17 protein-coding genes, 3 pseudogenes and 1 CRISPR repeat array are annotated in these 18,503 nt (G+C 66.9%); of the genes and pseudogenes, 8 read left to right on the top strand and 12 right to left on the bottom strand.

Going from position 1 to position 18,503, the window contains the following annotated elements; translation table 11 throughout:
- The first annotated feature begins 198 nt into the window (after positions 1 to 198).
- The 3 genes and pseudogenes from WBK31_RS12985 to WBK31_RS12975 all read left to right on the top strand — a co-directional run bounded on the left by WBK31_RS12985 (position 199) and on the right by WBK31_RS12975 (position 1,678).
- Entirely contained in the window at positions 199 to 531 is a 333-nt protein-coding gene (locus tag WBK31_RS12985; RefSeq protein WP_406674903.1) for a hypothetical protein, read from the top strand.
- Positions 532 to 556: 25 nt separating this feature from the next.
- Positions 557 to 730: pseudogene (locus WBK31_RS12980) on the top strand (Gfo/Idh/MocA family oxidoreductase); the annotation flags it as partial.
- Between the two features lie 9 nt (positions 731 to 739).
- On the top strand, positions 740 to 1,678 hold the full coding sequence (locus WBK31_RS12975) for a hypothetical protein (protein WP_406675488.1): 939 nt from the start codon (positions 740 to 742) through the stop codon (positions 1,676 to 1,678).
- Between the two features lie 225 nt (positions 1,679 to 1,903).
- On the opposite strand, the gene WBK31_RS12970 is transcribed toward WBK31_RS12975, so the two are convergent.
- Complete coding sequence (locus WBK31_RS12970) at positions 1,904 to 2,809, bottom strand: MBL fold metallo-hydrolase (protein ID WP_406674902.1); 906 nt, start codon at positions 2,807 to 2,809, stop codon at positions 1,904 to 1,906.
- A 93-nt stretch (positions 2,810 to 2,902) separates the two neighbouring features.
- Here WBK31_RS12970 and WBK31_RS12965 point away from each other — a divergent pair, with 93 nt between their 5' ends.
- Both WBK31_RS12965 and WBK31_RS12960 read left to right on the top strand, forming a co-directional pair.
- Positions 2,903 to 3,862, top strand: a complete 960-nt coding sequence (locus WBK31_RS12965; RefSeq protein ID WP_406674901.1) for a cupin domain-containing protein — start codon at positions 2,903 to 2,905, stop codon at positions 3,860 to 3,862.
- Between the two features lie 165 nt (positions 3,863 to 4,027).
- Complete coding sequence (locus tag WBK31_RS12960) at positions 4,028 to 4,558, top strand: DinB family protein (protein ID WP_364070477.1); 531 nt, start codon at positions 4,028 to 4,030, stop codon at positions 4,556 to 4,558.
- 161 nt (positions 4,559 to 4,719) lie between these two features.
- Here WBK31_RS12960 and WBK31_RS12955 read toward each other — a convergent pair whose 3' ends face one another.
- Positions 4,720 to 5,133 carry a hypothetical protein gene (locus WBK31_RS12955; protein WP_406675487.1) on the bottom strand — a complete coding sequence of 138 codons (414 nt, stop codon included), beginning with the start codon at positions 5,131 to 5,133 and terminating at the stop codon, positions 4,720 to 4,722.
- Positions 5,134 to 5,246: 113 nt separating this feature from the next.
- Positions 5,247 to 5,489: pseudogene (locus WBK31_RS12950) on the bottom strand (hypothetical protein); the annotation flags it as partial.
- Between the two features lie 137 nt (positions 5,490 to 5,626).
- On the opposite strand from WBK31_RS12950, the gene WBK31_RS12945 reads away from it, so the two are divergent.
- Positions 5,627 to 6,490 (top strand): helix-turn-helix transcriptional regulator, encoded by an 864-nt coding sequence (locus tag WBK31_RS12945; RefSeq protein ID WP_364070475.1) that lies wholly within the window; start codon positions 5,627 to 5,629, stop codon positions 6,488 to 6,490.
- Positions 6,491 to 6,646: 156 nt separating this feature from the next.
- Here WBK31_RS12945 and WBK31_RS12940 read toward each other — a convergent pair.
- Positions 6,647 to 7,271 (bottom strand): annotated as a pseudogene (locus WBK31_RS12940) (DUF4291 domain-containing protein).
- Between the two features lie 439 nt (positions 7,272 to 7,710).
- Here WBK31_RS12940 and WBK31_RS12935 point away from each other — a divergent pair.
- Positions 7,711 to 7,848, top strand: a complete 138-nt coding sequence (locus WBK31_RS12935) for a hypothetical protein (RefSeq protein ID WP_406674900.1) — start codon at positions 7,711 to 7,713, stop codon at positions 7,846 to 7,848.
- Between the two features lie 1,156 nt (positions 7,849 to 9,004).
- On the top strand, positions 9,005 to 9,829 hold the full coding sequence (gene ribD / locus WBK31_RS12930; RefSeq protein WP_406674899.1) for a bifunctional diaminohydroxyphosphoribosylaminopyrimidine deaminase/5-amino-6-(5-phosphoribosylamino)uracil reductase RibD: 825 nt from the start codon (positions 9,005 to 9,007) through the stop codon (positions 9,827 to 9,829).
- Between the two features lie 256 nt (positions 9,830 to 10,085).
- On the opposite strand, the gene cas2 (WBK31_RS12925) is transcribed toward ribD, so the two are convergent.
- The 8 genes from cas2 (WBK31_RS12925) to cas6 form a co-directional block, all read right to left on the bottom strand.
- Positions 10,086 to 10,433, bottom strand: a complete 348-nt coding sequence (gene cas2 / locus WBK31_RS12925) for a CRISPR-associated endonuclease Cas2 (protein ID WP_406674898.1) — start codon at positions 10,431 to 10,433, stop codon at positions 10,086 to 10,088.
- Positions 10,433 to 11,413 carry a type I-B CRISPR-associated endonuclease Cas1b gene (gene cas1b, locus WBK31_RS12920; protein WP_378789439.1) on the bottom strand — a complete coding sequence of 327 codons (981 nt, stop codon included), beginning with the start codon at positions 11,411 to 11,413 and terminating at the stop codon, positions 10,433 to 10,435. The genes cas2 (WBK31_RS12925) and cas1b overlap by 1 nt, the downstream gene beginning before the upstream one ends.
- Complete coding sequence (locus tag WBK31_RS12915) at positions 11,410 to 11,901, bottom strand: CRISPR-associated protein Cas4 (RefSeq protein WP_378789441.1); 492 nt, start codon at positions 11,899 to 11,901, stop codon at positions 11,410 to 11,412. Before WBK31_RS12915 ends, cas1b begins: the two co-directional genes overlap by 4 nt.
- Positions 11,898 to 14,189: a CRISPR-associated helicase Cas3' gene (cas3, locus tag WBK31_RS12910; RefSeq protein ID WP_406675486.1), complete on the bottom strand. Its 2,292-nt coding sequence runs from the start codon at positions 14,187 to 14,189 to the stop codon at positions 11,898 to 11,900. Before cas3 ends, WBK31_RS12915 begins: the two co-directional genes overlap by 4 nt.
- Before the next feature lie 165 nt (positions 14,190 to 14,354).
- Positions 14,355 to 14,552, bottom strand: coding sequence for a hypothetical protein (locus WBK31_RS12905; protein WP_364070466.1), 198 nt, complete (start codon positions 14,550 to 14,552; stop codon positions 14,355 to 14,357).
- Between the two features lie 46 nt (positions 14,553 to 14,598).
- Positions 14,599 to 15,254: a CRISPR direct-repeat array (repeat unit 37 nt; unit sequence GTTTCTATGCCCTCGGTATCGGGCGGCGGCTTGTCAG).
- Between the two features lie 180 nt (positions 15,255 to 15,434).
- Complete coding sequence (gene cas2, locus WBK31_RS12900) at positions 15,435 to 15,716, bottom strand: CRISPR-associated endonuclease Cas2 (protein ID WP_364070463.1); 282 nt, start codon at positions 15,714 to 15,716, stop codon at positions 15,435 to 15,437.
- A gap of 1 nt (position 15,717) precedes the next feature.
- A complete protein-coding gene (cas1, locus tag WBK31_RS12895) occupies positions 15,718 to 17,577 on the bottom strand; it encodes a CRISPR-associated endonuclease Cas1 (protein WP_364070461.1) in 1,860 nt (619 codons plus the stop codon).
- Positions 17,570 to 18,307, bottom strand: coding sequence for a CRISPR system precrRNA processing endoribonuclease RAMP protein Cas6 (gene cas6 / locus WBK31_RS12890; protein WP_406674897.1), 738 nt, complete (start codon positions 18,305 to 18,307; stop codon positions 17,570 to 17,572). Before cas6 ends, cas1 begins: the two co-directional genes overlap by 8 nt.
- Positions 18,308 to 18,503: the final 196 nt, after the last annotated feature.

The raw sequence follows: 18,503 nt of genomic DNA, 5'->3' as shown, positions 1-18,503 counted from the left end.
CCACGAGCCGCCCCCTGCCGAGGACACCACCTCACCGCGGTCGCCTGCTCGACTCGCCGAACTCCATAGGCCGTAGGTCTGCGCCGCAACCCCACCCGCGACGGCTCTTGCTCTCCCGCAACGGATGATCGATACTGCGCACATACCAGGAGAAAACGCCATAAACCATCACCACCCCCCAACCCTGGAGTGATCGCCGTGGCCCCTCCGCTCCGCTACGCCCCTTCCCGCCGCGACCTGCTGAAGACCGGTGTCTCCCTGGGCGCCACAGCGGCCATCGGAAGCACGGCCGCCGCCTGGGCACCACCCCGCGAACAGGGCGAACGGAGCATGGTGAACGTCCCGTTCGAGGGCTTCGAGAACGTCCGCGTCGGGCTCATCGGCCTCGGCAACCGGGGCGGCGACCAGGACGTACGCTGGGGCGCCGTCGCCACCGTCACCGCCGTCTGCGACATCCGCCCGGAACGGGTCACCCGCACCATCAGCCGCATCATGCAGCAGGGCTTCCAGGACGTCGAGCCGGCCGGCTGACGCGGCGGGCGACGAGGACTTCCTCAACCTCGTACGGCGCGACGACATCGACCTCGTCTACATCGCCACGCCATGGGAGTGGCACTACCCCCAGGCCAAGGCCGCCATGGAGCACGGCAAGCACGTCGCCGTCGAACTGCCGATCTCCCCGCACCTGGACGAGATCTGGGACCTGGTGCGCACCTCCGAGCGCACCCGCAAGCACTGCATGCTCCTGGAGAACGTCAACTACTTCCGCCCGGAGCTGCAGATGTTCAACATGGCCAAGGCGGGGCTCTTCGGGGACGTGCAGCACGGTTCGGGCGGGTACGTCCACGACCTGCGCTGGCCGTACCTGTTCGGCGGCGCCTACCACCCCGAGCACTGGCGGCGGCGCTGGCAGACCCGCATGAACGCCCTCCACTACCCCATGCACGGCCTCGGCCCGGTCTCGGCGGCCATGGGCATCAACCGCGGCGACCGCTTCGACGAACTCGTCGCCGTCGCCTCCGTGCCCAAGGCGCTGGCCCTGTTCCGCGAGGAGGACCCGCGGGTGGGCCCGGACCACTCCTCCTGGCAAGACCGCCCGTACATCTCGGGCGACCGCCACACCTGCTTCGTCACCACCGTCCAAGGCCGGTTCATCCGGGTCGAGCACGACGTCAACTCGCCGCACCCGTACACCCGCGAGACCACCCTCACCGGCACGCGAGGCACGATCGAGCTCGACAACGCCCGCCTCTACCTCGAATCCCTCGGCCACGACGACCACACCTGGCGGACCGGCAGCGCGTACGACGCCATCCTCAAGCAGTACGACCACTGGTTATGGCCGCTGCTTGAGGAGCTGGCCGACCAGTACGGCGGGCACGGCGGCGGCGACTTCGTGTCCATCTTCCGGCTCGTGCAACTGATGCGGCTCGGCATGACGCCCGACATCGACGTGTACGACTCGGCGGCCTGGTGCTCGGTGATCCCGCTCAGCCACGAGTCCCTGAAGGCCGGACGCCTCCGCCCGGTCAAGGTGCCCGACTTCACCCGCGGCCACTGGAAAGAGGCCCGCCCGACGTTCGACCGCCCCCGGCCGGAAGACCCGCAGCTCACCTCGGCCACCCGACGCCGCGGCAAAGGCATCATCGAACCGCCCGGCCCCGAAGCCAAGGGGTGAACCTCTCCTCCCCACGGCCTTCGGCCGCCGCTCTCGCCTCGCTCCCGATGCAGCCGACCTCCCGTCCTGACGGAGACGTACCGCGCATCAGGCGGTCGACTCCCGGCCCCGGCCCCCTCGGCGGAGCGTCGCCGTCCACGCCCACCACCCAGACGGTCCTGCCGGGCAGGCGTGCGTCGGCACCGGCTTTTGGATCGTGGTGGCAGGGGGATACGGGCAGGGGTCTCAGGTGGCCGCCCAGGGGCCGAGGGCGAAGGTGGTGCCGGTCCGGCGGACTTCCAGGGCGCCGGGGCCGCCGAAATGAGCGGGGATGAGGAGTTCGCGTTCGTCGGCGGCCCGCTCGAGGATCCGGATGCGGCTGGCCTTGGCCTGGGCGCGGTCCAGGCAGGCGGCGCTGTTGAGGCAGGGGTCGAGGATCTGCATCGGGCTGTGCAGCACGTCCCCGGCGAACACCGCACGGTCGCCGCCGGAGGCCAGCCGCAGCACCGCCGAGCCGGGGGTGTGGCCGGGCGCGGACTCGAGCGTGAGATGGTCGTCGATGCGGTGGTGGCCGTCCCACAGCACGGCCTGTCCCGCCCGGTGGATGGGGGCGATACTGTCCTCGTAGATGAAGCGGGCCGCCTCCTGCACGCCCCCGCCGTACGCGTTGTCCGGCCCGAAGTGGAAGTCGTCGGCGGCCGGGATGAGGTAGCGGGCGTTGGGGAAGGCCGGGACCCACTGCCCGTCCGCGTCCACGGTGTTCCAGCCGACGTGATCGGCGTGCAGGTGGGTGTTGACCACGACGTCCACGTCCTGGGGGCGCACGCCGGCCCGCGCCAGGAGGTCGAGGAAATCGCTGGGGGCCCGGTGGAACATCCCCAGGCCGGGCCGCTCGCGGTCGTGCCCCACGCCGGTGTCGACCAGCACAGTACGCCCGCCGCTGCGCAGCACCCAGCTCTGCAGGGCGCACACCATGTGGCCGGTGCCGGGCTCCCAGTGGTCGGGCGCCAGCCAGTCCTGGTTGGCCTTCCATGCCTCGGTGTCGGGTCCGGCGAAGAAGTCGGAGATGGGCCGGAACGGCCCGTGATATTCGACGATCCTGAGGACCTCGACGTCCCCGAGGATCATGCGCTGTGCGTTCTCGTTCGTCATGGTCAACGACCCTAGGAAGCGGCAGGTGATCCGCTCAATGCCCGTTCAGCTCAGGAAAATACGAATTCGTATCACGGGAGATATCGTGGGCGCATGGACGTGGTCAGTGACGCGATCTCCGCCGTTCATCTCGGACACCCGCTATTCGACCGGGTGGGCATCGACGGGAGCTGGAGCGTGCGGCTGGACCCGTACGACGGCGCGGGTTTCCACGTCGTCCTCAAGGGCGCCTGCCGGCTCCGCACCGACAACGGCACCGACGTGTCCCTCAACGTGGGCGACGCGGTGCTGCTCCCCCACGGCACCGGCCACGTGCTCGCCGACTCCCTCGGTGGCCTGGAGCATGCGGTGCCGTTCGAGCAGTGGCCGGCCACGGCGGAGCCGCGCCGGCGCGGCGCGACGGAGCTGCTCTGCGGCAAATACCGGCTCGACTGCAGCCGCATGCACCCGCTGATGACCGAGCTGCCCGAGGTCGTCCACCTCCCAAGCCGGGTGGGCACCCACCTGGAGCTGCGCGCCGCGATCGACCTGCTCGCCGTCGAGCTGGACGAGGTGCGGCCCGGCTCGTCCATCGCACTGCCGCACCTGCTCGACCTGCTCCTCGTCTACATGATCCGGGCCTGGATGTCCCAGACCACCAGCGGAGCCTGGCCCAGCGCGCTGGGCGATCCAGTGACGGCCGCCGCGCTGCGGGCGATGCACGCACGACCGGCCGCACCGTGGACCATCGACCGCCTGGCCGCCGAGGCGGGCGTCTCCCGTCCGACGCTGGCACGCCGCTTCACCGCCCTGGTCGGGCGGCCGCCGATGGCGTACCTCACCTGGTGGCGGGTGATCAAAGCCGCGTCCCTGCTGCGCGACACCAAGGACACGCTGGCGGCCATCGCCGAGCGCGTCGGATACAGCAGCCCGTACGCGCTGTCGCACGCCTTCGAGCGGGAGTTCGGCACCACGCCGGGACGGTACCGGGAACTCGTGCGGTCGGGCGGCTCCCCCACGCCTGCTGAAACACGGTCCCGACCGATGCCGCGGAAAGCGGCGCCTCGACCGTGATGCACGGGCTGTCCGGCTGAAGCCGCTCCAGCCCCCGCCCGGCCGTCGGCGTACGCGACGCCGGAGATCTCATCGGGGAACTCCGCGCGCACCTTAGCGATCACGTCACCGGCACCGGAAAATTGCCTTGATCGACACTGTTGGGCAGGCCCTAGGCTTCCGTCCATGTCTGAACTGCAGCGGCTCCGTTGGCAACTGGACGTCTCCTGGTCACTGCTGACCTTTCAGCTCAACGGCCTGACCGACGAGGAAGCCCTACGGGAGCCCTCGTCGAACTGCTGGAGTGTCCGCCGGAAGCCCGACGGAACATGGGCCGCCGACTGGTCCATGCCGGAGCCCGATCCTGCGCCGGCGACGTCCATCGCCTGGGTGATGTGGCACATCGGTTTCTGGTGGACCCACGCGTATACGCGATGCTTCGACAAGCCCGATGCGGCGCCCGAGCCGGACGACTGGTCCGCGGCCGCACAGGCGACCCCCTGGCCGGGCGACGTGGCATCGGCGGTCACGTGGCTCAACGAGTGCCGTGATCGGTGGAGCCACGCGCTGGACTCTCTGAGCGGGACGGACCTGGACTCCACCGATCGGAGCGGCTGGTTCGCCGACGGAACGCTCACCCTGGGACACGTGGTCGCCTGGGTGAACATCGAGCTCGCCAAGAACGCCGCGGAGATCGGCCTGCTGCGCAGGCAGTGAACCAGTAGCGGTGAGCCGCCGTCCTCCAGCCCGCCGGGACCGGCAGCCCCACGTCGGCCGGTCGCCGGACGGTCCGGTCGCCAGGCGGCTCAAGCCCCGGCGACCAGACGCGCGCCCTCCCGGGGATCACTCACCCGTACGAGACATCAGCCGGGCCCCGATCACCTGATCCAGATCGAGGCGTACACACCGTCCTCGATGTTCACCTGCACCGGCCGCAGGCCGCGCGCCACCATGCTGTCGAACCTGCGCTGGTAGGCGGCCGGGGAGTTGTCGATGTAGTGGTACCACGGCCGGACCCCGTCCTTGCGATACACCGCGGAGAACCGCTTCCCGCCCGGCCCCACCGCAACAGTCGTCGGGCGGTACCCCTCGGCCGCGCGCTGGTCGAAGAACTTCTTGTGCCCGGCGAACGTCTTGCCGTACGAGTAGTACCAACCGCCCTGGCCCTTCCTCCAGACCGCGACGTACCGGGGATCTGACGGCGTACCGTACACATCAATCGATACCGGCACGTACCCGTCCGCGAACGCCTTCCGGTTGAGAGCGGCGAACTGGGACCCGGTGAGCCCCATGCGGGAGAAGAACCGTTCGGAGCGCTTCTCCCACAGCGCGGCGAACGTCGCGCTGCCCGCCGGCCCGTCGCCGACACCGATATCGGCTGATACCCCTGCGCCAGGTACTCGTCGAACCGCGCCTTGAACGAAGCCTCCGACAACCCGCTCCGGGAGATCCACGCCGGCCCTCCGCTCTTGACCCAGATGGCCGCGTACTTCGGCCCCCTCGAGACGCTCACCGAGATCGGCCGGTAACCCTGGCTGCGCAGGCGCTCGAAGTTCGCCTGGTGGGCGCTCGGGCTCGCGCCGGAGTACGAACGGAAGGCCACCCCCGTAGCGGCCTGCGCGGGCGCCGCGACCCCGCAACACGCCATGGCGACCGCGACCGCCGCCGCGAACATCGTCTTCACTCATGCCTCCTCAGATGGCCGACTTGTTCAGCACGGCCCATCCTTGCCACGCTTTGATTGATCACCACCGATCAACGACTTTGATCAACAAGGCAGGGTGAATGGGCAGGCCAGAGCGGAAACTCGATCCCGAGGGCGGGTTGATCGAACGCTTCGCGCACGACCTGCGTCAGCTGCGCGTGGCGGCCGGGCAACCGACGTACCGGACCATGGGCTCCCGGGTCGGCTGCTCCCCCAGCAGGCTCTCCGAAGCCGCGAAAGGCCTCCGGCTGCCCAGCCTGTCGGCGACCCTCGATTACGTACGCGCCTGCGGCGTGACGGACACCGCCGAATGGGAACGGCGCTGGCACGAGATCAACGACCAGGTCAAGCAGCACACCCAGCCCGCCGCAGGCGAACCCGCGCGCCCCGAACCGGACACGACCACCGAGACGAACCCGGCCGGCGCAGCGGACCACGAGCACCGCCCACCCGTCATCGGGAAACGCCCCCGCGCTCTCTGGAAGGCCGCGGCGATCATCGGCACGGCGCTGGCCCTCCTCGCCACCGCGGCGTTCGTCTGGGCATCGGGCCAGACCATCCCGGACGTCCCCACCCGGTGCCGCACACCCCTCGCCTCACCACGCGTACCGATATCGGTGCAGCCGTGCATCGCCGTGACCGACGGCGAGGTGGTCGCCTCCCTCGACCTGCGCGCCACCGGCACAGCCGAAGGCGCCGTCGCCTACGTCTGGCTCCACAACGCCCTATCACGCACACCCCTGGCGAAAACCCTCCGTACGTGCGAGCTGGGCGCGCTCGCCGCAGGCCAGACGCGCACCTGCGGCCCGTTCTCGTACGACGTGCCGCCCGGCCACTACACCACCGCGGTCACCGTCGAACCCGGCCCACGCCAGAACGAACCACCACACTGGCGCCGCGGCGCCACAGGAACACAGAGCCCCCGAATCGACTACGCCCCCTGAACCACCTGCGAAACGCGGCCCTGGGAGCGTTCCAGCGGCTCCACCACGATCGCGCAACGCCTCGTGCGGGGAGTGCAACGGCCGGCGGTGCACTGAACCGGGATGAGCGGCGAGGACACGGCGGCCGGGCACACGCCCACCCTCGCCGCCGCCCCCTCACTCCACGCTCGCGCCTATCGTCTCCGCCGGCTCACACGACAACGGGTACGGCCGCTCGACCGGCAGCAGCTCACGAGCGTCCACACCGCCCTGCACCGCCGCACGCACCTCACCGACCAAGTCCGTGATATCGGTGAACCCCAGCGTCCACTCCTCCACGTACCGCCGCACCGCCACCCCGCTCAGCCCCACCTGGATCGACCGGTACGGCAAAGCCTCATGCCGCAGCCCGCGCTCGGGATCCCACTGGATGCGCACCGGGCTCCGGCGCAGCCGCTCCGCCCACCCCGGCCGCCCGTCGTCGTGGCTGAGGCAGGAGTCGGCCAGCGCCCACTCGAAGCCCTCACGGCTCACCTCGATCGCCGGCACCCGCTCCTGACCGGGCTTCGTGACGTAACCACAGCGGTACATCATCCAGGAACGACGGCTTGATCCACGTCATCCGCTCCCGCTTGAACGGCGCCACAAAGCGCTGCGCGGCGACGGCGGGGGTGGCGATGGACGCGTTGCAGGCCTGGTAGACGGTGATGGATCGCTCGGTGAAAACGGGCCGGATCTGCCGGTGCGGAACGTTCACAGCGCGCACCAGCCTGCCCAACGCGATGATCGCCTGGCAACGCATCAAACGCTCGCCGAGCCGACGCCACAGCCTGAGTGCGACCGCCGCCCATGCCTCCAGCCGGGCAGCCCTACCCCTACGCCCGCCGAGGACCGCAGCGAACGCAACCTGCCACCGGAACGTTCACACCACGCCGACTCCAATGCGGCAGCAACGGTGCCCTACCGCCGGCAGCCGGGCCGTAGGTCGGGACACAGGCTCCCGACAACCGCCGCCTGGACCAATCCGAACTCGGTGCCCCCGGCAACTCCCGAGGTCAGCCGCACCCCGACCTCGCTCGTTCCGGCCACTCATCGGCGTCCGGCCCGAACAGCCAGGACACCCGCACCAGACGCGGCAGCTCGCACCGCAGGATCTCCCGTGCTCACCGATCGTCGGTCGCATCCGCCCCACCCCAGCAGCACAACTGTCCCCGACCCCATAAAGGCAATCGCTCCAGGTGATGAGCGACCTCGACGGCTGGTACGGCTACATCAACGGCGGCGACTACTCGTTGCGATCCCTCCAGGGTGATGAGCGACCGCCCGCCCGCGACCAAGACGACTCGGAATTCAGCGCCGTTGCGATCCCTCCAGGGTGATGAGCGACCCCCAGGGTAAAGCTGCAGGTCAGATGGTCCGACTGACACGCTTTGAGGATGGATTCTGCAGCAATCCGCCGGTAGTGCAGACGCGCAGGTCAGAAGGGCCCACGCGGTGTTCCTCCCCGCCACGGACAGCACTTTGGTCTTGGGCAGCACTCGAGACGAGGACCAGTGGCAGTGTAGCCACCAGCCTTCCGTAACCCCATCCAACTGCCGCCCAAGCCTTATCGTCCCGCCTTTTCTCGCCCGTTCAGCGCCCAAGCAATCTGCGGTGAAGAGTCAACACGGTTCTGAAACGTGCGGGCAGGCGATGACGACCTTCGGTGAGAAGATGCTTCCCTGCCCCCTGGCACACCAACTGGAACCCGCATTGGGCGCCGCCGGCGAACTCGTCCAGCTCGTACCAGAACGCTCGGGGCAGCGGCCTGGAGCAGGATCTTCAGCTCGGGGTCAGGCCAGAGCGGTGAGCACTCCGGAGCTGCCCGTACCGGTTGTCGACCCGTTGGTGGACCACCGCGTGCAACGCCTCTCCGCCAGCCACACCGAGGAACTGCTCTCCCATCTCGGTGAGCAGTGGCACGCCCTCGTCAGGACGGACGACCTCCTTGGGCCGAGGCATGCTCGCGGCGGCGTGTGTACGCAACTCACCATTTCGACGACGTTGCTCCGCTACGTCCGTCCTCCACTTCGCGATGAGGCTCTTCGTCTCGCTGCGTTGTACGCCGAGTCCGCGGCGTGGCTGTACGAAGACGCGGGAAATCTGGCGGCGAGCCGTCTATGGACGGGACACGCGATGGAGTGGGCCCTGAGGCCGATGATCGTCCAATGGTGACGTGGACCTTGTTCCGGCGCAGCCAGCAGGCGCAGTCAGAGGGCAACGGCGCCAAAGTGGTCAGCCTCGCCGAGGCGGTCTGGCACATGCCGGGCTGTCGGTCGCGCTGACCGCAGAGAACGAACCCGAAGCAGCAGCGCACGCGGCCATCCAAGCGCTGACTGTTGCTCAAGACAGCGGATCGACCAGAATTCTCTCCATGGTCACTTCGGTCGCGCCTCAGCTTGCACGCCACGCTCACCTGGAGCCGGTCGCGGAGTCCCTGACTGAGCTCAACGCTACGACTGCGGTCTGATGGCCTCCGAAACAGAGGTCGCTTCCATGCGACGTGCGATCGCCCTGGCGGCGCTGGGCCTCGGCACCACGAGCCCCAATCCACCGGTGGGCTGCGTGATCCTCGACGCAGGCGGCCATGTGGCCGGCGAAGGCTTTCACCGTCGCAAGGGCGAGGCACACGCAGAGGGCAATGCCTTGGCCGCAGCGGGGCCGGCGGCGGGTGGCGGTACGGCGGTTGTGACGCTGGAACCCTGCAACCATGTTGGTCTCGCCCCTGCCTGCCGAGCGCTGCTGATCGAGGCCGGGATCGCCCGGGTGGTGGTCGCCTTGATCGATCCGACTTCGCGGGGCGCAGGTGGCGTGGCCGAACTGCGCCGAGCCGGAGTGGACGTGGAAGTGGGGGTTCTGCAGGACGAGGCCGAGCTGGTGCTGCGCCCCTGGCTCACCGCGCTGAGACGAGGCACTCCGTACGTGACATGGGCGTATAGCGCCGATACCGAGGACGGCCGCGAGGAGTCGCCCGTTGAGGTGCGCTGTTACGACGCCGTGCTCGGTGAGGATGGGCGGTTGCGGGAGGGTGTTCCGGGCGGGCACGGCGACACCTTCGTACTGCCTGACAAGCTGCCGCAGGACGAACCCGAGAAGACGCTCCGGATTCTCTACTCCTCGGGGGTCCGATCCCTGCTCGTGCTCGGTGAACGAGGAGCCGCCGAACGGTACTCGTCTGCCGGCCTAGTTGATGAACTGCTTGTTCGACTGTCCGACCGAGCCGCCTCCTCGCAAGGTGGGCCGCTGCCTCCAGCAGGATTCCGCATTGCGAACGTTCGACGTTTGCAAGACCACATGCTGATCCAAGCTCGGCGAGAATAACGGCGGCGGTTGGCATTCGACTTAGGGATGCGTTCGTTTCCGACCGAGAGTAGATCGCCGTTCAGTAGAACGTGAACGCCAGCAAGCCGCTCACCGGCTCTGGTTAGGATGCGCTGTTACTTGGCTGACCACCATCGTTTCGCTCATCCCTCCAGGGGTGATGAGCGACTCGTCGTCGACGTCGCAGAACACGCCGGGCACCTGGATGTTGCGATCCCTCCAGGGGTGATGAGCGACCCGAGGGTAAAGTCCCAGGTCAGAGGCATGTTGGGTGGATTCTTTGGCGACCATTCTGCAGCAGTCCGGCGGTAGTGCAAGAGCCCAGGTCAGAAGGGTGGTCACAGGACGGGGTCGGTGTTGCCGAGGGCTTGCCGATGAGGTCGGTCTGGATGTTGTGGGGTCCCTGGGTGCGGTAGATGAGGATGCTGTCGTAGCCAGAGTCGATCTGGGATTTGAGCGCGCTGACGAATTTGCGATGTTGGGCGTTGGACAGCTCGCCTTGGAAGACGCTGCGTTGTACCCAGTGCAGGTACTGGCGGCAGGTACGCAGCACGGCGGGGTTGCGTTCGGCGAGGGTGTCGTAGACGACGATGACGAACATCATCACCACCAGGGCCGGAAGGGCTTGTAGGGGGCGTCTTCGAGGCAGAGGCGTACGAGTTTGAGGGCTTCGAGGTGGATGAGCTCTTCGTAGGAGACTTTGCGGCGCAGGGCTCGGTGGTGGACGGTTGTGGCCAGCTCGGCGCGGATGAGTTCGGAGACTTTCTTGCGGCCGTCTCGGCTGAGTGAGGCGTTGCCGACGTCGGTTTCGAAGTCGCCGGGGCGCAGTGTCTTCTGGGCGGCGGCGCGTTTGAGCAGGCGCTCGGCGAAGAGCGGTTTGAAGGGTTCTGCGAGGTCGAGTGCGAGGGTGTTGCGGCGTCGGTCGGTGTCGGCGTGGAGGAAGCCGATGGCGGGGTGCAGGGGTGTGCATCGGAGTGCGGTGAGGACGCGGGCGTAGGTGATGGCGTTGGCGTAGCTGATGAAGGCGTTGCCGGCGTTGGCGGGCGGGCGGCGGCTGCGTCCTTCCAGGCGGAGCCAGGCGGGCAGCAGGGTGTCGAGGACGCCCCAGGCGGTGCGGCGGAAGTTGCCTTCGGCGCCCATGAGCTGGTCTGCGGTCTGACAGGTGGCGAGTTGTTCCGTCAGGCGGGTGAGCGGGGCGTCGAGGAGGTCGGTGTCCAGGGCCCAGCGGACGTTCGCTGCGGTGGCTGCGATGAGGGCTCGGCCGATCTCCAGGCGTGTGGCGTCCGTGCCGGTGAGGGCGATCTGGCGGCGCAGGACGTGGGCTGAACTGGTGTCTTCTGCGGGGGCGATGGCGCCGGCGTAGTTTCCGTAGTGGTCGAGGATGTGCACCATGACGCCGTGGCGGCTGAGCAGTGAGATCGCCGAGGTGTTGATGTCCACGTGGTCGAAGGCCACCAGGTCGCGGATGTCGGTGATGGGGACGCGTACGGGGGTCTGGTCGGCGCGTTCGATGCGGACGCTGTTGTCTTCGCGGCGGATGCGGCAGGGCTGGGTGAGCCAGTAGGTGCGGGAGGCGGCGGTCATGAGTCTCCCCAGCAGTAGTCGGTGTAGGAGCAGCCGCGGCAGCGGGAACGCTCCAGCCTGGGCGGGGCCGTCGGCTGCGCGATCACGGTCTGTGCCTCGCGTTCGGTGTCTTCGGCGAGGGCGCGGGCCTGCGGGGTCCAGGCGACGGTGACGGTGCGGCGGATGAGCGGGTAATGGATGAGGCCGTGCTGGACGGTGACGCCTCGTCGTTCCAGCAGCAGGCAGTAGTGGCGGACTTGGGCCTCGTGTTGCTCCGCGGGGGCGCGGGATGACTTGGTCTCGTGGATGACGGCGCCGGTGGTGACCCAGTCGACTTTCGCCTCGCCGAGGTCGATGTCGCGGCGGCGCGTGTAGGTGGTGTCGTCGACGGCTTCGCCGTAGGCGACCGCGTCGCTGCGTCGTTCCGGCCGGTAGCCGCGCATGTAGAGCCAGAGCTGGCGGGGGCAGTGCAGCAGGTACTTGATGTGGACGCCGCCGATGTCGTTCACAGGATGGTCTCCGGGGCGGCGGCGGGCTGAGGGTTCAGGATCAGCCCCAGGGTCGGGTCGTAGTCGGCGTCGACGACCCATAGGCGGTGGATGTACTCGGCTCGTCCTGCGGTGCGGAGGGCCGCCAGTTGGCTGTGGTGGATGGGGATGAGGAGACCGGCCGCGAGGAGGGGGTCCTTGTCGGCTTCTGCCTGGTAGGTGTCGAGGTCTTGCCGGAGGAGGACTTCGACGGTGTCGAAGGCTTCGTCGAGCCGGTCGGCGAACTCGCGGCGGTCGTGGAAGGGGTCGGGGAAGGTGAGGAAGTCCCGGTGGAACTCGTCGCGGTGGCGTCGGGCTTCGGCGGCCCAGTTCTGGCCCCATTCGGTGGCGTAGGCGATGCCGAGCCAGGTGTCGATGGTCTCTTCGGACAGCTCGGGGCCTGGAGCGGTTCGCAGGGCGGTCAGTGCCGCGTCCAGTGCGCCTTCTTCGTACGGGCGGTTGGGAGTGACGTGGGTGTGGACGCGGAACTCGACCGGGCTGTCCGGGTGGCGTCCGCGCCGGTTGATACGGCCGGCGCGTTGGGCGATTGCTTCGATCGGGGCCAGTTCGGTGATGCCGCGGTCGAAGTCCAGGCAGAGTGAGACCTCCACGGCTTGGGTGGCCACGACCAGTCCGCCGCGGGGCGTGGTCTCTCCCGGTTTGCGTTCCGGATGCCGCCAGAGGAGGCGGCGTTCGATCTCGGCGCGGTCACGGGCGCGGAAGCGTGAGTGCAGCAGCATCTTGTCGGGGTGGTGGAGCCGATCGAAGACCTGCTGGGCGGCGTTGACGGTGTTGGTGATCACTAGGACGCTGTGGCCCTCGTCGAGCCATTGGCCGACGCGCCGCAAGCTGGTCTGAGAGTCGATGGGGTCGTCGTCGAGGACGAGGCGGTGCCGGGTGGGCGCGGTGCCTGAGGGTGCGCGGCGGATCTCGACGGAGCCGAGGGTGTCCTCAATCAAGTTGATCATGGGTTGGGCGAGGGTGGCGGACAGGACCGCCACCCGGCTGCCGAGCTGCTGCCATAGCCGCATGCAGGCGCAGATGCGGCCGAAGGTCTTCGGGTCGTAGGCGTGCAGTTCGTCCAGCACCATGAGGGCGTTGGCCTGTTCGAGCAGGACGCTCGCGTAGCGGGGTCCGGCGATGGCGGCACGCAGGAGCTGGTGGGGTGTGGCGACTCGGACGCGCTGGCTGAACAGCCGCATCGCTCCGGCGCGGGCGCGGGCCCGGCGGGCGTCGTGGGCTCCTGGTGTGCAGTCCTCTGCGACGGCTCGGGCCAGCAGCGTGCGTGCTGCGGTGGCGTGCAGCACGCCGATGTCCGGCTGCTTCTGGCCGGGGGCCGGGTCGAGGTGGTGGATGAAGCGGTCGCGGGCGGCGTCGATGGAGGCCCGGTACGGCAGGAGCCAGACCAGGCGTGGCCGGCCGGGCATGTCGCCGAGCTGGCGGGAGGCCCATGCCAGGCCGGCCTCCGTTTTTCCGCTGCCGGTGGGTGAGACGAGGATGAGGTGCTGTGCGACGTCGGCGGCCTGTTCCTGGTGTGGGTAGGGCGTGGGCAGCCGGTTCAGGTAGTCGCGTGGCAGGGGCATGTGCGTCTGCAGGGGGACGTGCGCGGAGCCGGAGTGGTCGGCGAGAGTGACGGCGCCTTGCAGCAGTACGGCGACCAGGCCGTCCTCGTCGCTGACCGGGTTGGTCCAGTCGGTGGTGAGGCGGGCGAAGGCGTCGCGGGCGAGCTCCCACAGGCGACGGTCGTCGTCCGGCGCCGGTGTGGCGAGCTGTCGTGCCAGCCAGGCCAGCCAGGCTCGGTGGCGAGGGACCGGGATCTGGATGCGGGGACGGCCCGGCACGGGGGCGGGGTCGCGGCCGAACTTGCGCTCCCAATCGGCCACCGGCGGGTACATCGAGCGCAGGTCGCTACCGCGGTGCGAGGTCAGCGGCCGGTGGTGGAAGGCGACCCCGGCGGCGATCATCTTGCGGTCGTGCGGGTCCAGGTGGCGGGTGAGCAGGTCTGCGTAGGCGAGGGAGAGCACTTCGTGGCGTTCGCCCCACTTTTCTCCTCCGGGGCGGACCTGGCGTTGGAAGCCTTCGGCCACCTTGCCGGCGTCGTGCAGCAGCGCGGCGGTCTCCACCCAGGACCAGAAGCTCGGCTGGGCGGCCAGGACGCCGGGTGAGCCGATGCGGTCGGCGATGGTCCGTGCGGCGTCGCGTACGGTGCTGCTGTGCTCGGTCAGCAGTTCCGGTCTGCCGAGTCCTGATCCGCTGGCGGACTTGGCCAGGACCTGGGACAGCTGCTGGTTCTGCTCGTCGGAGGCGGTCGGTGAGTGCAGCCAGACCGCCTGGTCGCCGTCCCGGTAGGCCCCGTGTACGGCGTGTTCTCCGGCCGGCTCAAGGGTGACGTCGCGGATCGTGATGACGTGGACGAGGTCCTGGGATCGTCTCAGTCACAGGCCCCAAACCGGGCGGCGCAGGGCCGCGGCGATCCTCTCGCCGTCGGGGACGGGGATCCCGAGGGTCAGGTGTACGCCGAGCAGGAACGGCCGGTTTCTGATGGTCATGCCGCCCTTGCGTGCCGCCACCCGTCCCGCGATGGCCGGGTTGGAGCCATCGGCAGCGATGGGGTGGTAGGTCTCGGTGTCCACGCCGCTGCCGTCGGCTGAGGCCGCTATGCCGAGTGTGACCGGTTCGCCTTCTATGCCCTCGGTATCGGGCGGCGGCTTGTCAGCAATTTTCTGGTGTGCCTCATGCACTCAGGCCGCGGGTTCGTTCGTTTCCATGCCCTCGGTATCGGGCGGCGGCTTGTCAGGTCGTGGTTTCCTCCCATGTATGGGAGAAAATCAAGCCGTTCTATGCCCTCGGTATCGGGCGGCGGCTTGTCAGAACAGCCACCCAGGTTATGTTCGCTCTGGGCCAGAGCAGCAACTGTTTCTATGCCCTCGGTATCGGGCGGCGGCTTGTCAGTTCGCCGCCGCCCCAAGCACCACCAATACTTGGTCAGCGTCAGGTTTCTATGCCCTCGGTATCGGGCGGCGGCTTGTCAGCTCCCCAGGTTGGAACATTACTTCAGTGAACTCGCCGAGAGGTTTCTATGCCCTCGGTATCGGGCGGCGGCTTGTCAGGTCAAGAAGTCGATCTTCTGGTGATTCAATTGCCAAAGGGTTTCTATGCCCTCGGTATCGGGCGGCGGCTTGTCAGACAAAGATGTTCAGTTCCTATCAGAGCAGATAAAAGCGTTTCTATGCCCTCGGTATCGGGCGGCGGCTTGTCAGTGAGACTTCTTACCTGATCAAATCCATTGATCAGGGGAGTTTCTATGCCCTCGGTATCGGGCGGCGGCTTGTCAGGGTTCGGATTAGTTAGGGGTGGTGACCTGGGCATATGAAGATCAATGCGCGGACCTCGTCCGCGCGATCCTCTGCGTGCCCCCTTGTAGGGCACCTTAAGAGAACTAAGGGCTGTGAGCTGGGAGTTTGTGATGCGCCAACCGAGCCCTCCTGGCGCGCTTTTTGCGGGCCCTGTACCGCTCATGTGATGATCCAGAAGTCTTGGCGTTCCTCTATCGTACGGGCGCCGATCACCAAGAGGCCGCGGGCTGAGCGATCTCCGAGGGGATACATGCGGATCTGGTCTTCGGCGGGATCGATCAAGGCGCCTAGTTTGCTGCGGAGTTCAGCCATGACCGCTTTGGAGCCTGCCTCGCACTCAAAGACGCTCAGCTGGACGCGTGGTCCGTATCCCGATAGGAGCGTCGCGACATCATCGCGGCGGCTGTCGTCAGCTATGTCATAGCAGATCAGGTAGTGCAATTCATTTCCATCTCAAGGGCCGGTACGGCCTCTTGGAGTCCAAGATGGTGCGGGCAAGAGCTTTCGCCTGTAAGCTCAGGCCTACGCGGTAGGAAACCCGTCGTGCCGTGGCCTCGTGGGTGAACAACGTCAGCATCCGCCGTTCATAAGCCGCTAGGAACGCGCGCCGGGCGCGATCGTTCATCCGGCAACCGGCATCCGGGGCAACGTCGAAATCCTCAGGCTTGACGATGCCTGTATTCAGACAGCGTAGCGTTACCGCGTCCACCACCACCGGACGAAACTCCTCGATGAGATCAAGAGCCAGGTTGGGCCTGCCCCAGCGAGACTGATGCAGAAACCCTACCGCCGGGTCGAGTCGGGCCATCTCCAACGCGGCGATTGCCTCATTGACGAGCAGAGTGTAGCCAAAGGATAGCATTGCATTCACTGGATCAGGCGGTGGTCTGCGCTGCCGACTCTCGAAATCCCATATTTCGCCGAAGAGATGGCGCCAGGCCCGGAAATACTCTCGGCTGGCCGCTCCTTCGTATCCCATGACCTTCTCAAGGGAGTCGGCATCAGAGAGGAGCAGGCGCATCGCCGCCAACCTTTCGGCCACTTCCCCGAGCAATGGATCCAATTGTCGGCGTGCAGCACGAAGTAGCGCTGTCCGCATATTAGCGATCTTCCCATCGACGAACGCCCTGGCTAAGCGATGGTCACCAGCGAGGCGGTACTGGGCACGGCGGACGGTCGGATCCGTAACGTCTAGTGAAGTGAGCCGTCCGGACGGCCCGGCCTGATCCGAGATGATGACCAGGTCGATTCCCAACCGCAGAGCCCTGCGCAGGAACGGCGTGGTCATCCCAACCCTGCCAGTGCAAACCACCTGCCGTACTCTACGGAAGTTGAGCCGAAACAGGACTTTACCACGATGCTCCACGAGCATTCTGTCGCCCCTGCTTCGCAGCAGCGCACCATCCTTATCGACGTATACAACCGTTTCGAGGGGATGCGACAGTGCGTCCACTCCAGGACTGGTCGTTGAGGTGACAGTCGAGCCTAGAAAAGAAACTCCTGTGTCAAAAGAAACCACCTGACTCTTTTCCGGATTCAACTCCAGGCGAAGATCCGCAAGGTTATCACTTGCCGCCGTCAGCGCCCGCTCCGCCTCTACCCGATTTTTTGCCGGTATCGCGAAATCATCAGCATACCGAATCACTCGAAAGCCCGCGGAGAGCATCGCCTGGTCGAATCTATTCAGATAAACGTTGCAGAGCAACGGGGAGAGCACACTGCCTTGATGCAGACCCAGACCCCGGTTGCTCCGCCTGTTCCGTTCACCGATAACCGGGCGATCCATCATCTTGCCGACAAGATGAACAGCTTCCGGATCAGTCACAATTTCTCGCAGGTGACGTAGCACCTCCCATCGCGGGATCCTATCGAAGCAGTCCTTGACATCGGCCCGAGCAACCCATGTGGCACCGGCGTCCCGCGCTTCGATCAGGCATGCGAGAGCATCTTTTACTCCCATGCCGCGCCGATAAGCAAAACTCCACGGCAGCAGAAGTGGATCGATGAGCGCACTCAACTCAGGGAGGAGCGCACGTTCTACGATCCTGTCGATCAGGTTTGGCACACCGAGGGCTCTCACCCCACCCCCCGGTTTGGCGATCTCAATCCTCACGACGGGACTCGGTTCGAACGTCCCTGCAGCGAGTTGTTCGGCGAGGCCACTGATCTTTCTGGCTGCGGATGCCTCGAACCTTTCGACCTCCGCTCCAGCCTCCCCGTCCTGAAGAGCCGACTCCCGCACTTCATGCCACGCATTCAAAAGATTCTGCTCGGTAAACGCCCTGGCGGTAATTTCACCCATCCCGACCCCCGAGGAACGTCACCGTCGTGGCGCCGAAGCCGTACGTGGTGCGGGCCCCTGTTCCGCAGTAGGACGCGAAACGCACAAGCCTGCCGAAGGTCTCCTTGACCTCGTCCGACAACACACGAAGACGAACCATCCCCACAAAACCTGACACTTCGTGGCCATGCCCGCCATCACGCTTGACTGTCCGCAAATCGTACGAGTGCAACTCCGTCGCCCGGTGAGTGGCCATCCACAGCTCATCCTCGATCCAGTACGGCGAATCCGGGGGAAGCGCCTCATTCCAGCGCCGCCGGTATCCCCCGAGGATGAGTCGCGGATCCGGAAGGATACTCCGCCGACCGTTCGCGGCAAAGAACACCGGCGACAGGAACGTCAAGACTGCGTCAGCCACCGCCGGCCTCTTGGCCAACGAGTCGAATGACTCCTCGTGGCATTCGTATCCGACCACAGAGCACATCCGCGCTCCCAAGCGAACCGTCGACAGTGCCGCGGGGTCGAACGGAAGCGCACTGTCACGCAGCCAAGTGCATCGAAGGGTCATCGTCTCATCACGGTCCTTCGCCTCCCGGCTCAACGGCCAAACGGCAAAAGGCTTCACCTGAGACCGATGACCACCATTTCCCTCGAAGAGGTTACATGCAAGGCCATGCAATTTGCGAGCATCTATCGCACAACCTTCTTCACTTCTTAGCCGGAACACCAACACCTTCACTTGATATTCCACCCCTCAAACTGTACATGAGGCCCATCGTGTCGCCCCTGAAAGCGGGCGGAAACTGCGACACTCATAACTTACGTGTATGCACACCGCTGCGCGATCACACTGCCATGCCCTCGGAGTCGGGCGGGGGTTTGCGATGGCAGCCAGATTCTAAGGTCGGCGACCTGCCAGTTTGTAGATCATCGCGCGGGCCGAGCCA

The organism is Nonomuraea sp. N2-4H, from assembly GCF_045291505.1.
GTDB lineage: Bacteria > Actinomycetota > Actinomycetes > Streptosporangiales > Streptosporangiaceae > Nonomuraea > Nonomuraea fastidiosa.
Note: the sequence above shows the minus strand (reverse complement) of the source record. Positions and strands in the feature narration are given on the sequence as shown.

Coding starts and splice junctions, on each gene's coding strand:
- cas1b (WP_378789439.1), bottom strand. CDS start 11,413: ATGACCGCCGCCTCCCGCACCTACTGGCTCACCCAGCCCTGCCGCATC.
- cas2 (WP_406674898.1), bottom strand. CDS start 10,433: ATGATGTTCGTCATCGTCGTCTACGACACCCTCGCCGAACGCAACCCC.
- cas1 (WP_364070461.1), bottom strand. CDS start 17,577: ATGGGTGAAATTACCGCCAGGGCGTTTACCGAGCAGAATCTTTTGAAT.
- WBK31_RS12960 (WP_364070477.1), top strand. CDS start 4,028: ATGTCTGAACTGCAGCGGCTCCGTTGGCAACTGGACGTCTCCTGGTCA.
- WBK31_RS12975 (WP_406675488.1), top strand. CDS start 740: ATGCTCCTGGAGAACGTCAACTACTTCCGCCCGGAGCTGCAGATGTTC.
- WBK31_RS12955 (WP_406675487.1), bottom strand. CDS start 5,133: ATGGGGCTCACCGGGTCCCAGTTCGCCGCTCTCAACCGGAAGGCGTTC.
- WBK31_RS12970 (WP_406674902.1), bottom strand. CDS start 2,809: ATGACGAACGAGAACGCACAGCGCATGATCCTCGGGGACGTCGAGGTC.
- ribD (WP_406674899.1), top strand. CDS start 9,005: ATGCGACGTGCGATCGCCCTGGCGGCGCTGGGCCTCGGCACCACGAGC.
- WBK31_RS12935 (WP_406674900.1), top strand. CDS start 7,711: ATGAGCGACCTCGACGGCTGGTACGGCTACATCAACGGCGGCGACTAC.
- WBK31_RS12965 (WP_406674901.1), top strand. CDS start 2,903: ATGGACGTGGTCAGTGACGCGATCTCCGCCGTTCATCTCGGACACCCG.
- WBK31_RS12945 (WP_364070475.1), top strand. CDS start 5,627: ATGGGCAGGCCAGAGCGGAAACTCGATCCCGAGGGCGGGTTGATCGAA.